Origin of the sequence: Aeromonas sp. ASNIH4, assembly GCF_002934425.1 — a bacterium.
Classification (GTDB): domain Bacteria; phylum Pseudomonadota; class Gammaproteobacteria; order Enterobacterales; family Aeromonadaceae; genus Aeromonas; species Aeromonas hydrophila.
This window is the reverse complement of sequence record NZ_CP026217.1, coordinates 996,188-1,011,274: the sequence shown is the minus strand read 5'-3', so window position 1 is coordinate 1,011,274 and position 15,087 is coordinate 996,188. Positions and strand designations below refer to the sequence as shown.

Annotated in this window: 14 protein-coding genes and 1 tRNA gene; 9 read left to right on the top strand and 6 right to left on the bottom strand. The window is 62.1% G+C overall.

The window, feature by feature from the left end; translation table 11 throughout:
• Positions 1 to 258: 258 nt before the first annotated feature.
• The 6 genes from kdsA to hemA all read right to left on the bottom strand — a co-directional run bounded on the left by kdsA (position 259) and on the right by hemA (position 5,775).
• Positions 259 to 1,113: a 3-deoxy-8-phosphooctulonate synthase gene (kdsA, locus tag C2U40_RS04815; RefSeq protein WP_011706931.1), complete on the bottom strand. Its 855-nt coding sequence runs from the start codon at positions 1,111 to 1,113 to the stop codon at positions 259 to 261.
• A gap of 175 nt (positions 1,114 to 1,288) precedes the next feature.
• Entirely contained in the window at positions 1,289 to 2,089 is an 801-nt protein-coding gene (locus C2U40_RS04810; protein WP_010633228.1) for a SirB1 family protein, read from the bottom strand.
• A gap of 11 nt (positions 2,090 to 2,100) precedes the next feature.
• On the bottom strand, positions 2,101 to 2,484 hold the full coding sequence (locus C2U40_RS04805) for a SirB2 family protein (protein ID WP_102988201.1): 384 nt from the start codon (positions 2,482 to 2,484) through the stop codon (positions 2,101 to 2,103).
• Positions 2,485 to 2,527: 43 nt separating this feature from the next.
• A complete protein-coding gene (prmC, locus tag C2U40_RS04800; protein WP_103826996.1) occupies positions 2,528 to 3,376 on the bottom strand; it encodes a peptide chain release factor N(5)-glutamine methyltransferase in 849 nt (282 codons plus the stop codon).
• Entirely contained in the window at positions 3,376 to 4,464 is a 1,089-nt protein-coding gene (gene prfA / locus C2U40_RS04795) for a peptide chain release factor 1 (protein ID WP_103826995.1), read from the bottom strand. Before prfA ends, prmC begins: the two co-directional genes overlap by 1 nt.
• 51 nt (positions 4,465 to 4,515) lie before the next feature.
• Entirely contained in the window at positions 4,516 to 5,775 is a 1,260-nt protein-coding gene (gene hemA, locus C2U40_RS04790; protein WP_016351604.1) for a glutamyl-tRNA reductase, read from the bottom strand.
• 121 nt (positions 5,776 to 5,896) lie between these two features.
• On the opposite strand from hemA, the gene lolB reads away from it, so the two are divergent.
• The 9 genes from lolB (at position 5,897) to C2U40_RS04745 (ending at position 15,071) form a co-directional block, all read left to right on the top strand.
• Complete coding sequence (lolB, locus tag C2U40_RS04785) at positions 5,897 to 6,481, top strand: lipoprotein insertase outer membrane protein LolB (protein ID WP_103826994.1); 585 nt, start codon at positions 5,897 to 5,899, stop codon at positions 6,479 to 6,481.
• 26 nt (positions 6,482 to 6,507) lie between these two features.
• Positions 6,508 to 7,377: a 4-(cytidine 5'-diphospho)-2-C-methyl-D-erythritol kinase gene (ispE, locus tag C2U40_RS04780; RefSeq protein ID WP_077096094.1), complete on the top strand. Its 870-nt coding sequence runs from the start codon at positions 6,508 to 6,510 to the stop codon at positions 7,375 to 7,377.
• Positions 7,357 to 7,431, top strand: a tRNA-Gln gene (locus C2U40_RS04775). The genes ispE and C2U40_RS04775 overlap by 21 nt, the downstream gene beginning before the upstream one ends.
• Before the next feature lie 309 nt (positions 7,432 to 7,740).
• Positions 7,741 to 8,688 carry a ribose-phosphate pyrophosphokinase gene (locus tag C2U40_RS04770; protein WP_005298464.1) on the top strand — a complete coding sequence of 316 codons (948 nt, stop codon included), beginning with the start codon at positions 7,741 to 7,743 and terminating at the stop codon, positions 8,686 to 8,688.
• Positions 8,689 to 8,790: 102 nt separating this feature from the next.
• Positions 8,791 to 10,788: a bifunctional metallophosphatase/5'-nucleotidase gene (locus tag C2U40_RS04765; RefSeq protein WP_103826993.1), complete on the top strand. Its 1,998-nt coding sequence runs from the start codon at positions 8,791 to 8,793 to the stop codon at positions 10,786 to 10,788.
• Positions 10,789 to 10,985: 197 nt separating this feature from the next.
• Positions 10,986 to 11,582: an aminoacyl-tRNA hydrolase gene (gene pth / locus C2U40_RS04760; protein WP_103826992.1), complete on the top strand. Its 597-nt coding sequence runs from the start codon at positions 10,986 to 10,988 to the stop codon at positions 11,580 to 11,582.
• Positions 11,583 to 11,816: 234 nt separating this feature from the next.
• Positions 11,817 to 12,908 (top strand): redox-regulated ATPase YchF, encoded by a 1,092-nt coding sequence (ychF, locus tag C2U40_RS04755; RefSeq protein ID WP_016351608.1) that lies wholly within the window; start codon positions 11,817 to 11,819, stop codon positions 12,906 to 12,908.
• Between the two features lie 221 nt (positions 12,909 to 13,129).
• Entirely contained in the window at positions 13,130 to 14,326 is a 1,197-nt protein-coding gene (locus tag C2U40_RS04750; protein WP_103826991.1) for a tyrosine-type recombinase/integrase, read from the top strand.
• Positions 14,304 to 15,071, top strand: a complete 768-nt coding sequence (locus tag C2U40_RS04745; RefSeq protein ID WP_181014707.1) for a hypothetical protein — start codon at positions 14,304 to 14,306, stop codon at positions 15,069 to 15,071. The genes C2U40_RS04750 and C2U40_RS04745 overlap by 23 nt, the downstream gene beginning before the upstream one ends.
• Positions 15,072 to 15,087 lie beyond the last annotated feature (16 nt).

The window sequence follows — 15,087 nt, the reverse complement described above, 5'->3', positions numbered from 1 at the left end:
ATGCAGCAATCCGTGACGAAATAGTGTTATTTCGCCCGGTTCGTGCCGTTCCCTCATCACAACAGGGGCTACTTTCCCATGTTAAAAAAAGCAATTAATAGACATCAATCACACAACAGATTTAACAACATTAACACCACGGAAACCTGGCTGTATTTATTCTGTGATTGATTTATGCTGGCCAAAGAAATAAAAACAGGCCGCAAACAAAAATGCCCCGCAGTGCGGGGCATTTTTATTGGGCAAGCAAAGCCAGACTTAGATGGAAGTATCGAGCGGCTCGAAGCCCTTGATGAGATCATCGATGGCCTTCATCTGCTTGAGGAAGCCTTCCAGCTTCTCCAGCGGCAGCGCGCTCGGGCCGTCGCAGCGGGCAATCTTGGGGTCCGGGTGGGACTCAATGAACAGACCGGCCAGACCGACCGCCATGCCGGCACGGGCCAGCTCGGTCACCTGCTCGCGGCGACCGCCGGAGGCAGCACCCATGGGATCACGGCACTGCAGGGAGTGGGTCACGTCGAAGATGACCGGGTAGCCGCCGGTGCTCTTCTTCATCACGCCCAGCCCCAGCATGTCCACCACCAGGTTGTCATACCCGAAGTTGGCACCGCGTTCGCACAGGATCAGACGGTCGTTGCCGCACTCCTCGAACTTGTCGGTGATGTTCTTCATCTGGCTTGGGCTCAGGAACTGCGGCTTCTTGATGTTGATGACGTTGCCGGTGCGGGCCATGGCCTCCACCAGATCGGTCTGGCGCGCCAGGAAGGCGGGCAGCTGGATGACGTCGACCACCTCGGCCACCGGCTTGGCCTGATGGGGCTCGTGCAGATCGGAGATGACCGGCATGCCGAAGGTCGCTTTCAGCTCCTGGAAGATCTTCATCCCCTCTTCCAGACCCGGACCGCGGTAGGAGTGGATGGAGGAGCGGTTGGCCTTGTCCCAGCTCGCCTTGAACACGAACGGGATACCCAGCTTGGAGGTCACTTCCACGTACTTCTCGCACACCGCCATCGCCATGTCGCGCGATTCCAGCACGTTCATGCCGCCGAACAACACGAACGGTTTGTCGTTGGCGACGTCGATGCCATTGACCTTGATATTCTTCTGTTCCATCTCAGGCTTCCTTAGGTAAAAGGGCTTGCAGGGCTTGAATCCACATCCGGCCGCGCTGCCCAGGGCAGCGCGACCTCGATACTCGTCAGTTGCATCTCCCAGGCCTTGCATGCAACGGCATGGGACTCTTCATTCGGCCAGGGCCTCGCCATGCAGCGGGGCCGTTACCGGCCCCTCAGTGGAGGGGCTTGGGGCTCAGATCCAGCGCGGCCAGCTGGGCCTTGAGCACGTCGGCCACCGGATCGTCCGGGCACTGTTCAATAAAGTATTCAAAATCGTCGGCGGCAAAACGCGGGCAATCGAGCTGCTCGTAGATGAAGCCGCGATCCCGCGTCTCCAGCGGGTCGCCGGGCTTCATCCGCAGCAGCAGTTCGCTGCAGCGCAGCGCTTCGGTCATCCGGTCTTCCCGCAGCAGGGCGCCCTTGCTCACGTTGAGCAGCCGCTCGATGATCTCCCACTGGCCGGCAGGCTGCAGGTGATCCGAGCTGAGGGTGGCCAGGTTGCCGAGGGCCCCGCGCAGCAGCAGCTCGATGTGATGCAGGCTCAGCTCGTCGCCGGTGAAGGGGTCCACATAAACCTCCCCCTCGCTGCCCGCAAAGCTCACCAGGAAGTGGCCGGGGAAGCAGATCCCCTCCACGTCCAGCCCGAGCTTGCGCCCCAGCTGAATGATGAGGATGCCAAGGCTGACCGGAATACCCTGCTTGCGGGCCAGAACCTGGGCCAGATCGCAGTTGGCCACCGAGAAGTAGTCCTGCCAGTCGCCGTGAAACCCTAAGGTCTGGTAGAAGCCCTGCAGCAGCTGGCGGCGCACCTGGTCGCAATCCCCTTCCTCGATGGCCTCGTCCAGCCAGGCGTCGAGCCGGGCCAGCTCAGCCGTCCCGCGGCCGCTGATGCCATGGATCTCGTCGCTCACCGACAGCGCCAGCTCGGCGATGTCATGGGCTTCGAAATCGGTCCATTCGTCTACGCGTATCATCGTCATCATCCTTAACCGAACAGGCTGGCCTGCTTGTAGACGGCCAGCTTGGCGATGAAGAAGACCCAGCCGAGGGCTCCCAGAAACGCAAACCAGCGGATGCCGTTACTGCGGGCCAGGCGCAGTGCCATCATGGCCAGAAAGGCCACCACCAGGATGGCGGTCAGCTTTTCGCTGAGCCAGGGGGTGGCGTTGTTGAGCGGGTTGAGATCCAGCACCATGCACAGCAGCACGCCGGAGAGCACCACCAAGCCGTTGAGCCAGCCGCTCAAGCTGAGGGTACGGGCGCTGGCGGCGCGGCTCGAGCCGGTCTGCAGCCAATAGAAGCGCAACATGAACATCAGCACGGCCAAGCCTATCAGCAGCAGGTGCAGATGTTTGATAGCAAAATACATAACGTGTCCTTGAACAAAGGCAGGCCCGGCCTGCCCGTCATCATCACTGAGCCAGCCGCCCCAGGGTCACCCGCTCGTTATCGCCGTAATCGCGCACGCTTTCCACCTGAAGGTAGCCCTGTTGCAGCAGGAGTTGACGCACCGCCTCCCCCTGCTGCCAGCCATGCTCCAGCAACAGCCAGCCACCCGGCAACAGATGGGCCGGTGCGCCCGCCACGATCAGCCGGATATCCGCCAGCCCCTGCTCGTCCGCCACCAGGGCGGAGCGGGGTTCGAAGCGCACGTCCCCCTCATCGAGGTGCGGATCCGCCCCGTCGATGTAGGGCGGGTTGGAGACGATCATCGCAAAGCGCGGCGCCTTGCTTGACGAGGAGTCGACCAGCGGCTCAAACCAGCTGCCATCGCGCACCTCGATGGGCAGACCAAGGGCGGCGCTGTTGGCACGGGCCAGGGCTGCCGCCGCCGGCATCCTGTCCACCGCCCATACATCGGCATCCGGTCGCTCCGACTTGAGCGCCAGTGCAATGGCGCCGGTGCCGGTGCCCAGATCCAGCACGGCGCAGGGGCCTGCTGGCAGCCGCGCCAGCGCCTGCTCGACCAGCACCTCGGTATCGGGGCGCGGGATCAGGGTGGCCGGGCTCACCTTGAGCGGCAGCGACCAGAACTCCCGCTCGCCGATCAGGTGGGCGATGGGTTCGCCATTGAGACGGCGTTCAAGCCAGCCCTGCAGAGTCGCCTGCTGGGCGGCATCGAGCTCGCGCTCCGGCCAGGTCATCAGGTAGCTGCGCCGGCACTCCAGCAGATGGCAGAGCAGCGCATCGGCATCGGCGCGGGGGGATTCCCCCCCTGCCAGAGTCGCCATGATGTGGGCGCGAGCCTGCTGGATCTGCATCAGTTGCTCTCGGCCAGGGAGGCGAGCTGGTCGGCCTGGTACTCCTGGATCATCGGGCTGATGACGCAGTCCAGGTCCCCTTCCATGATCTCGCCGAGGCGATAGAGGGTGAGGTTGATGCGGTGCTCGGAGAGGCGCCCCTGCGGGTAGTTGTAGGTACGGATGCGCTCGGAGCGATCCCCCGATCCCACCAGGTTGCGGCGGGTGCTCTGCTCGGCGGCGCGGTGGCGCTCATCCTCGGCCGCCTGCAGGCGGGCGGAAAGCACCGACATCGCCTTGGCGCGGTTCTTGTGCTGGGAGCGCTCATCCTGGCACTCCACCACCAGCCCGGTGGGCAGGTGGGTGATGCGGATGGCGGAGTCGGTCTTGTTGACGTGCTGACCGCCTGCCCCGGAGGCGCGGAAGGTGTCGATCTTCAGCTCCGAGGGGTTGATCTCGATCTGCTCGGCTTCCGGCACTTCCGGCAACACGGCGACGGTACAGGCGGAGGTGTGCACCCGGCCCTGGGATTCGGTTTCCGGCACCCGCTGCACCCGGTGACCACCGGATTCAAACTTGAGGCGGCCGTAGACGTGCTCGCCCTCGACCTTGGCGATCACCTCCTTGTAGCCGCCGTGCTCGCCGTCGTTGCAGCTGACGATGGAAACCCGCCAGCCCTGGCGCTCGGCGTAGCGCGAATACATGCGAAACAGATCGCCCGCAAAGATCGCCGCCTCGTCACCACCGGCACCGGCGCGGATCTCCAGATAGCAGTTGTTGTCATCCTTGGGGTCGCGCGGCAGCAGCATCACCTGCAGCGCCTGCTCCTCCTCCTCGAAGGCGGCCTTGGCCAGCGGCAGCTCCTCCTGCGCCATCTCGCGCAGGTCGGCATCATCCTCTTCCAGCATCTGGCGGGTGGCGTCCAGGTTCTCTTCGGCCTGGCGGAATTGCTGGAAAGCGTGAACGATATCTTCCAGCTGGGCATATTCCCGGGTCAGGGCGCGGTAGCGATCCTGATCCGCGGCCACGTCCGGCTCGCCGAGCATGGCCTGTACTTCTTCGTGGCGCTCGATGAGGCCTTCCAGCTTTCTGATCAGTGACGGGTTCATAAATCTTGTGTTCTCGATGGAGGACGGGACGACCGGCTGGTCGCCCCAAAACTATGACTCTTGTGACAACCCCAGCACCTGGCGCAACTGGGCCAGCTGGTGGTGATCCCCCTGGGCCGCGGCATGGCGCAGGGCCTGGGTCGGTGCGTGGATCAACTTGTTGGTGAGGCGGTGGGCCAGCGCCTTGAGCGCCTGCTCGGCATTCTCGCCCTGCTGCAGGGCCAGCAGGGCGCGCTGCAGCTCTTCGTCGGCCACCTGTTGGGACTGGTGACGGTAATCGCGGATGAGATCCACCGAGTGCTGGCTGCGATACCAGCCCATGAAGTCATCGCGCTCTTCCTGCACGATGAGCTCGGCCTCGGCGGCGGCCCGTTTGCGGGTCTCGAGATTCTGCTCGATGATGCCCTGCAGGTCGTCCACCGTGTAGAGATAGGCGTCCGAGAGCTCGTCCACCTCCGCCTCGATGTCGCGGGGCACGGCGATATCCACCAGGAACATGGGCTTGAAGCGGCGGGCCTTGAGTGCGCGCTCCACCATGCCCTTGCCGATGATGGGCAGCGGGCTCGCGGTAGAGCTGATGACGATGTCCGCCTCGTGCAGATAGTCCGGGATCTCTTCGAGCGTCATCACCTGGGCGCCGAACTCCTCGGCCAGCAACTGGGCCCGCTGCAGGGTGCGGTTGGCCACCATCATCTGGGTGACGTTCTGCTCGCGCAGGTGGCGGGCCACCAGTTCGATGGTCTCGCCGGCGCCGACCAGCAGCACCTTGGTCTGGGAGAGATCGGAAAAGATCCGCCGCCCCAGGCTCACCGCGGCAAAGGCCACCGACACGGCGCTGGCGCCGATCTCGGTATCGGTACGCACCCGCTTGGCCACCGAGAAGGATTTCTGGAACAGCCGCTCCAGCGATCCCTTCACCGCCTCGGACTGCTGGGCATGGGCATAGGATTGCTTGATCTGCCCCAGGATCTGCGGCTCCCCCAGCACCAGGGAGTCGAGCCCGCAGGCCACCCGCATCAGGTGGCGGACCGCCTCCTCGTCCTGATGCTGGTAGATGGCGGAGACCACCTCGGCCGCATCCAGACCGTGGAAACGCTGCAGCCACTGCAACACCTGCTCGCCCTGCCCCTGCGCCAGGCTGCAGTAAAGCTCGGTGCGGTTGCAGGTCGAGACGATCACCGCCTCGCTTACACCGGGTTGGGCGACCAGCTCACGCAAGGCGCGATCGATGCAGTCCGGGCCGAAGGCGACCCGCTCCCGCAAGGCGACACTGGCGGTGTTGTGGTTGATTCCGAGGGCAAGCAAACTCATGAGTGGGCGTGGATCGTATCTGTGCGCTGGGAGTAAAGGCTGCCAATTGTACGAGAAAGGGTAAGTCTTTAAAAGCGATACGGCCGCCCCGTATACTGTGGCAAATCACCTTTTCCGGAGCATGACCTTGTTGTTGCGTCTTTTCACCCTTGGCTGCCTGCTGTTGCTGGCCGGTTGCGCCACTACCCAACCCCAGCGTGATCAGGTCAACTGGCAGCAGGAACGTACCCGCCTCGAGCAGCTCAGCCACTGGCAGCTGTCGGGCAAGATGGCCATCATCACCGCCCAGCAGAAGGGCAGTGCCCGGGTCAACTGGCAGCAGGATGGCGACGACTACCGCCTCAACCTCACCAGCCTGATCGGCACTCACATCCTCGAGCTCTCCCGCAACAAGGGCGAGATTACCCTGATCGACAACGAGGGCAACCCGCACCAGAGCCAGGATGCCGAGGCGCTCATCTATCAGCTCACTGGCTGGAACATTCCGGTGGCCGGGCTGCCGGAGTGGATCAAGGGCTTGCCGGGCCAGGCCGAATTCGAGCTCAACCCCGACCGCAGTCTGGCCAGCGTGCGGGACGGTCAGTGGCAAATCGTCTATGGCGACTACCGGGATCAGGACGGCTACCGCCTGCCGCACCTGCTCACCATGACCGGCCAGGGCAGTCGCCTCAAGCTGCAGATCAACCAGTGGACCATAGCCCGCTGATGGCGGCCATCGACAAGGACTCCCCCATGAGCGCCATGCGCTGGCCGGCTCCGGCCAAACTGAATCTCTTTTTGCACGTCAACGGCCGTCGCCCGGACGGCTACCACGAGCTGCAAACCCTGTTCATCTTCCTCAACCACGGCGACTGGCTCGAGTTCGATGTGATCCTAGGAAGCGACAAGCTCACGTTGAGCCCGGCCATTCCCGGCGTGCCCGACGAGCAGAACCTGATCATCCGTGCCGCCCGCCTGTTGCAGGCCAAGCTGCCAAGCCCGCAGGGAGCCCATATCCGGCTGGAGAAGGTGCTGCCCATGGGCGGCGGCATCGGCGGCGGCTCGTCGGACGCCGCCACTACCCTGGTCGCCCTCAACCACCTGTGGCAGGCCGGTTTGAGCGAAGACGAGCTGGCCGAACTCGGCGTGCAGCTGGGCGCCGACGTGCCGGTGTTCGTGCGCGGCAAGGCGGCCTTTGCCGAGGGGGTCGGTGAGCGGTTGCAGCCGGTCGAGCTGCCGAGTGCCTGGTATCTGGTGCTCAAGCCCGATTGCCATGTGGCGACCGCCGCCGTGTTTCAGGATCCGGACCTGCCCAGAGATACCCCGAAAATGGCATTGCACAATCTGCTGGAAGGGGAGTGGAAAAACGATTGCGAATTGCTGGTGAAAAAGCGCCACCCCGAGGTTGCCAATGCGCTCGGCTGGTTGCTAGAATACGCGCCGTCAAGAATGACGGGCACAGGAGCCTGCGTCTTTGCTCAGTTTGAAGACGAAGTGGCTGCTCGGGAAGTGTTGGCAAAAGTGCCGAAAGGATGGGATGGGTTTGTCGCCAAGGGCGAGAACATATCACCACTCTTCGCTGCATTGCAACAAGTCAGTGATTGGGGTATCGCCAAGCGGTAAGGCAGCGGGTTTTGATCTCGCCATTCCTAGGTTCGAATCCTAGTACCCCAGCCATCTCCTGAACATCGAACAGGGTATATCGATTCATCTGCCGCAGCAGTCTTGCCGGGAGTGCACACTCCCCCTCGCCAGTTGCAGCATCCATCGTTACCCGCTCGTTGTCGGGAGGTCACAGGTCATCATGGATGACGGGGCGTCGACCAGCACGACGCTCAACCGACTTGCCGCATGCAACGTGGGCACTTGGCCTGAAAGCAGCCTATAGTGGTCTGACCCGTCAACTTGATAAATCGTTTGCCCCAAAACGATAAGGGTCTGAATAAGACTCCCCACATACTGGATGCAACCCCGAGGTTTCAAACCGTGCCTGACATGAAGCTGTTTGCTGGTAACGCAACGCCGGAACTAGCCCAGAAGATCGCAGATCGCCTGTTTATCAAACTCGGCAATGCTGCCGTAGGTCGCTTTAGCGACGGCGAGATCAGCGTACAGATCAACGAGAATGTACGTGGTGGCGATATCTTCATCATTCAATCCACCTGTGCCCCGACCAACGACAATTTGATGGAATTGATCGTGATGGTGGATGCTCTGCGTCGTGCTTCAGCTGGCCGTATTACTGCCGTTATTCCCTACTTTGGTTATGCCCGTCAGGACCGCCGCGTCCGCTCCGCCCGTGTTCCCATCACCGCCAAGGTCGTCGCCGACTTCCTCTCCAGCGTCGGTGTGGATCGCGTGCTGACCGTTGACCTGCATGCCGAACAAATCCAGGGCTTCTTCGACGTCCCGGTCGACAACGTGTTCGGCAGCCCGGTGCTGCTGGAAGACATGAAGTCCAAGAACCTCGAATCCCCCGTGGTCGTGTCGCCGGACATCGGCGGCGTGGTACGTGCCCGTGCCATCGCCAAGCTGCTGGACGATACCGACATCGCCATCATCGACAAGCGTCGTCCCCGCCCGAACGTCTCCCAGGTCATGCACCTGATCGGTGACGTGGCCGGCCGCGACTGCATCATCGTCGACGACATGATCGACACCGGCGGCACCCTGTGCAAAGCCGCAGAAGCCCTCAAGGAGCGCGGCGCCAAGCGTGTATTCGCCTACGCCACTCACCCGGTCTTCTCCGGTTCCGCCGTGGAGAACATCAAGAACTCCGTGATCGACGAACTGATCATCACCGACTCCATCCCGCTCACCGCGGAGATGAAGGCAGTCGACAAGGTCAAGCAGCTGACGCTCTCTTCCGTGCTAGCCGAAGCCATTCGCCGCATCAGCAACGAAGAGTCCATCTCTGCCATGTTTGAGCATTGATAGACCCTGTTGTGACAAAAACCGCCAGCTGGCGGTTTTTGTCTTTTTAGTCCCAGTTACACCCGGTACTGCCCTGCCCCGTCGCAGGTTAAGGATTGTTCCATGAATCGCTTGCGCCCGCTGCTGCTCCTTGCCTTCTGCAGCTTCCTGTTCGCCTGTCAGCCCGGCAATGAAGGCCAGCCCTTCGTGCTGACCCTGGCTCACATGAACGACACTCACTCCCAGTTTGACCCGGTCAACGCCGAGCTGAAGGGGCCCATCTTTGGCAAGCAGGGGGAGACCGACACCCTCTACACTCGCTTTGGCGGCTATCCGCGTCTGCTCACCATGGCGAAATCCTTCCAGGCCGATGCGCTGGCCAAGAACCAGCCGATCCTGCTGCTGCACGGCGGCGATGCCTGGCAGGGCAGCGGCTACTTCAAGCTCAACGAGGGGATGGCCAACGCCGAGCTGCTGAGCCAGTTCGGCCTCGACGCCATGGCTCTCGGCAACCACGAATTCGATCTCGACAACCAGAAGCTCGCCCGCTTCATCCAGGGGGTCAACTTCCCGGTGCTGGCCGCCAACCTGGATACCCGCGACGATCCGGATCTGCGCCATGCCGCCAATCTCAAGCCGTTCGTCATCTACGCCTTCGACGGCAACCAGAAGAGCCCGGTCAGCGATCTCAACAACCTGCCCCAGGGCAAACAGCTGGTCGCCGTGATGGGGCTGGTGCTGGAGGACATGGCCAACATCTCCCCCAACGTCGGCAAGCTACGCTTTGGCAACGAAATCACCTCGGCCCAGGCGACGGTGGACCTGCTGCGCCAGCACGGCATCAACCAGATCGTGGCGCTCACCCACATCGGCAACCAGCGGGATCTGGCGCTGGCGGCCAAGGTGAACGGCATTGACGCCATCGTCGGCGGCCACTCCCACAGCCTGCTCGGCGATTTTCGCAACATCGGCTGGGGCAACACCGGCGAGTACGCCCAGCTGGTCACCAACCCGGACGGGGTCGGCATGACCTGCGTGGTGCAGGCCGGCTCCTATGCCCAGGCCATCGGACTGGCTCAGGTGAGCTTCGATGCCCAGGGCCGGGTCATCGCCTGCAAGGGCCAGAACCAGCTGCTGGCCAGCCGCGACTTCTTCGCCGATCCCGCCCGCAAGCAGGCACTGGACGAGGCCCGCAGCAAGCAGGCAGCCAAGTTCATCGACGCCCAGCCCAATCTGGTGACCGTGGATGAGGATCCCCGCCTGCGCGGCATCATCGACAGCCACTACAAGCCCGCCCTCGAGCAGGCCTTCGGCCCCGTCATCGCCACCCTGCCGGCCGCCCTGCAAAATGCCCGTCGCCCCGGCGACAACGACAGTGACAGCCATGGCTCCGACGTCGCCCCGCTGGTGGCCGAGGGTCAGTACTACTGGGCCAATACCCCGGCGGTGCAGGCGCTGACCGGCGGCCCGGTCCACTTCGCCCTGCTGGCGGTGGGCGGCGTGCGCGCCGATCTGCCGGCCGGCGAGCTGCGTGAAGGGGATGCGGCGCTCACCCTGCTGCCGTTCAAGAACCAGCTCTCGGTGCTCACCCTGACCGGCGCCGATGTGCGCGCCCTCTTGACCGAGACCATCACCGCCACCCTGCCCGCCAGCGCCCACGCCGGCAAGTTCCCCTACGGTGGTCACCTGCGCTACACCTTCACCGAGACCACGCCGGGCAAGCGCGGCACTCTGACCCAGCTGCAGTGGCAGGACGCTGACGGACAGTGGCAGGATCTGGTGGATGCGACGCGCTACCGGGTGGTGATGAACGCCTACAGCGCCAACGGCAACGACGGCTGGCAGGCGCTGGCCCGCGCCCAGGCCCAGGCCCAGCACGCCGAGCGTCAGGATCTCGCCTGGCAGGATGGCAAATTGACGGCGTTCCCGGTCGAGCGGGTGGAGCAGAGCGGCGATCAGCTGAGCGCCCGCTATGCCGCCGGTCATCAGCTTGACTGCAAGGCGAGTGGCATGGATTGCGGCACCGACGCCGCCTCCTTCGTGCAGTATGTGCGCGAGCAGCGCCCGACCCTGACAGCGCTGACGGAAGAGACGGTCACCCTGGTGCGGGCCGCCCAGTAAGTCGGCTCTGCTACCGGCAAGCCACACCACGGGCCCCACGCAGGGGCCCGTTTTGCTGCCGTTGGCCACCGGTTCTCCCGCTTTTCCCCGGCACTGGCCGAGCTTTGGTTGAGTGATCGCCAGTCGGCGGCTAGAATATTGCGTCCCATTGCCCTGGGCAGTCGACCCATTGCAAGCAGCGAGTGAAGAAATCAAGCGTGACAAGCCAAATCAAACTGATCGTGGGTCTGGGCAATCCCGGCCCGGAATATGCCAAGACCCGCCACAACGCCGGGGCCTGGTATGTGGAGCAACTGGCACGCTGGCACAACGTCAGCCTGCGCGAAGAGCCCAAGTTCTTCGGCCACACCGCCCGCATCCAGGTGGATGGCCAGGATGTGCGCCTGCTCATCCCGAACACCTACATGAACCTCTCCGGCAAGGCGGTGGCCGCGCTGGCCCGCTTCTACCAGATCGAGCCGGAAGCCATGCTGGTGGCCCACGATGAGCTGGACCTGCCCCCCGGCATCGCCAAATTCAAGCAGGGCGGCGGCCACGGTGGCCACAACGGCCTCAAGGACATCATTGCCAGGATGGGCAACAACAATAATTTCTTCCGGCTGCGGCTGGGGATAGGTCACCCGGGCGCCAAGGAGCTGGTCGCCGGTTTCGTGCTGACCAAGGCCCCCAGCAGCGAACAGAACCTGATCGACGCCGCACTGGACGAGTCCCTGCGCGCCACCGACATTCTGTTCAAGCAGGATATGACCAAGGCCATGAATCGGCTGCACAGCTTCAAGGCCGAGAAAGTCTGAATACAGATGCCTGACACGCGTCAGGGTCGAACAATATGACGGGGTCGCCCAAGAACCTGTTCATGCTCTGTAACGAGAGGTTGTCAGCAAGGTAAAGCGCAGCGCAGGAACCGGAGCGTATAGTCATACGTGAGGATTCCGAGCAGCACATGAGCCTTGATCACAGCCTCGCAGCAAGAGCGTGGACAGGTTCTGCGGCCCTCACACAGCATCCATCACGTAAGGTAACAATCCATGGGTTTTAAATGCGGTATCGTGGGCCTGCCCAATGTAGGCAAATCCACCCTGTTCAACGCGCTGACCAAGGCCGGCATCGAAGCCGCCAACTTCCCGTTCTGCACCATCGAGCCGAACACCGGCGTGGTACCGATGCCGGATCCCCGCCTCGATCAGCTGGCGGCCATCATCAATCCGCAGCGCGTTGTGCCGACCACCATGGAATTCGTGGACATCGCCGGCCTGGTGGCCGGTGCCTCCAAGGGCGAAGGCCTGGGCAACCAGTTCCTGGCCAACATCCGTGAAACCGAAGCCATCGGTCACGTGGTACGCTGCTTTGACGACGAGAACATCGTCCACGTCGCCGGCAAGGTCTCCCCGGCCGACGACATCGAGGTGATCAACACCGAGCTGGCCCTCTCCGACCTGGATGCCTGCGAGCGCGCCATCAACCGCCAGTCCAAGCGCGCCAAGGGCGGCGACAAGGATGCCAAGCTGGAAGTGGAAGTGCTGGAGAAGATCAAGGTGGCACTGGAAAACGGCCAGATGATCCGCGGCATGAAGCTGGACAAGGATGAGCTGGCCGCCGTCAGCCACCTCAACTTCCTGACCCTCAAACCCACCATGTACATCGCCAACGTGGCGGAAGATGGCTTCGAGAACAACCCCTACCTCGACAAGGTGCGCGAAATCGCCGCCGCCGAGAACGCGGTTGTGGTGGTCGTCTGCTGCGCCATCGAGGCTGACATCGCCGAGCTGGACGATGCCGACCGCGCCGAGTTCATGGCTGACCTTGGCATCGAAGAGCCGGGCCTGAACCGGGTGATCCGCTCCGGTTACGAGCTGCTCAAGCTGCAGACCTACTTCACCGCCGGCGTGAAAGAGGTGCGTGCCTGGACCATCCCGGTCGGCGCCACCGCTCCGCAGGCGGCCGGCAAGATCCACACCGACTTCGAAAAAGGCTTTATTCGTGCCCAAACCATCGCCTTTGAAGACTTTATCACCTACAAGGGTGAGCAAGGTGCCAAGGAAGCGGGCAAGATGCGCGCCGAAGGGAAAGAGTACATCGTCAAAGATGGCGATATCATGAACTTCCTGTTCAACGTCTGACCCAAACAAGCCATTTCTCAGGATTTCACAAGATTACTTTGAAGCCCTGAAGCAGCGACAGAACCCCGGAAAATCCGGGGTTCTTCGTTTCCATGGGTTGCATGAGATCGCCCGGCCTTGCCCGCGGAAAGTGACTACGTAGGTGTATACGAAAATTAGACCCAGCAAAATAAGGTGTATATGATCCATCCATCACCCCTTCTTGCCGACCCCGTGACACCATGCTTACAGATGCCCACTGCCGTGCTGCCAAACCGAAGGAGCAGCTCTACCGCCTGAATGACCTTCGCGGCCTTTACCTCGAAGTGAAGCCCAATGGGGTCAAGGCTTGGCGCTACCGCTTCAAGCTGGGCGGTAAGGGGTCGTGGTTTGCGCTGGGCGACTACCCCACCGTCAGCCTTGCCGAAGCGCGGGACAAGTGCGAGGAAGCGCGGAAGCTGGTCAAGCAAGGCATCAACCCCGTCCAGCATCGGCAGCTTGAGCGCCTCAAGCGCGAACAGGATTCCGCCAATACCTTCGAGACCGTCGCCAAAGAGTGGCTGGCTCTGCGGGACTGGGAGGACATCACCAAGAAACGCCGCCTGGACATGCTGGAGCGGGTGGTCTTCCCCAGCATCGGCAAGCTCCCGGTGCGCGACATCACCCCGGCGCACGTTCTCGACATCCTTACCAAGACCGTGAAGCGCGGTGCGCCGACCGTCGCCGCCGAAGCGAAACGCACCATGTCCGGCATCTTCGAACTGGCGGTCGCCACCTTGCGGGCAGACAACGATCCCGTCTGGCCCGTCCGCAAGGCGTTGCCCGCCAACAAGACGCAACACAAGACGGCGCTGACCACTGCGCAGATCGGCAAGCTGCTCAACGACTTCGACAACCACCGCTGCGGCTATCAGGTCAATTTCTGCATACAGTTGATGTGGTGGACACTGGCGCGTCCCAGCGAAGCGGCAGAAGCGGAATGGGCTGAATTCGATCTCGATGCCGCGCTTTGGACGATCCCAGCCCGGCGCATGAAAGCCCGCCGCGAGCATTTGGTGCCGCTGCCGACGCAAGCCGTGGATATGCTGCGCCGCCTGCACGCCATCAGCGGCGAGCGGACGCACCTATTTCCCGGCAGGGATGACCGCAACAGGCCGATGTCGGTGCATTCGATCCGGCAGGCGCTCAAGGTGCTGGGCTGGAGCGGCACCTACAGCCCGCATGGCACAAGAACCACGGGCAGCACCCGGCTGAACGAAATGGGCTATCGCCCGGATGCCATTGAAGCGCAGCTTGCCCATTCAGAACCAAACTCGGTACGCCGCACCTATAACCATGCCACCTACCTCGAAGAGCGGCGGGACATGATGCAGGCATGGGCGGACAAGCTTGAACTCTGGAAGCGGGAGAGCACAGGTGAAGTCAGTAAAACACAGTGAGTACCTGCCCGACACTGAGGCAGGGCGCTCACTATTCAGGGAGCGCCTGATTGCAAAAATTCAGCAACATCGCGATTTCAAGGCGCTGCCACAAGAAACTCAGTCGAGCTTCTTTGAGGAATTAGCTGAACTCACCCTCTTCGGCACCAACAACTGTTCGGTGGAGACACATAGCCCTAGGATACGCAAGCTCGAAAAACTGGCCGACAGTTATCGCCGGGTTGCCAATAGCATTGCGCTGCTTTCGGAAATAGATGAGCTGCTGCTCGATGATGCCTTTCAACACAGCATGCCTTTGCAACAGCAAAAGAAACTGATGCGACAGCTGGCTGCTGATATTAATGGCCTGATAGGCGCTATGCGTCAGACGCCCGCTGGCACATCTGAGCGGTTTTTGCTACGACTGCAGGGCGCGATCTTTCTGAAGAAATTGGAAAAGCTGGGAGTCGCCTGCAAGATCAACAATGATTTTCAGAAAATCGACCAAGATGATGTGTCGCACCGCGAGGAAAGCGAGGGCGTGCAACACTTTCTGCCGGATCTTTCGCAAAGTATGACTCTTGCCATGCTCTGTACCATGCTGACTATCCTCAACAATGGCCAGGTCGTTGAATGGAGCCATTGCCGAAGGCTACTAAAGGAAGGCAAAAAAGCGCTTGCTTTTGAACGTCGACTCGCTGAATCACTACCAAGATCAGACGAGTTATTAGTGTTAAAAAACCAAATTCTCCAACATGGCCAATGATGCTAAAAGCTGGAAA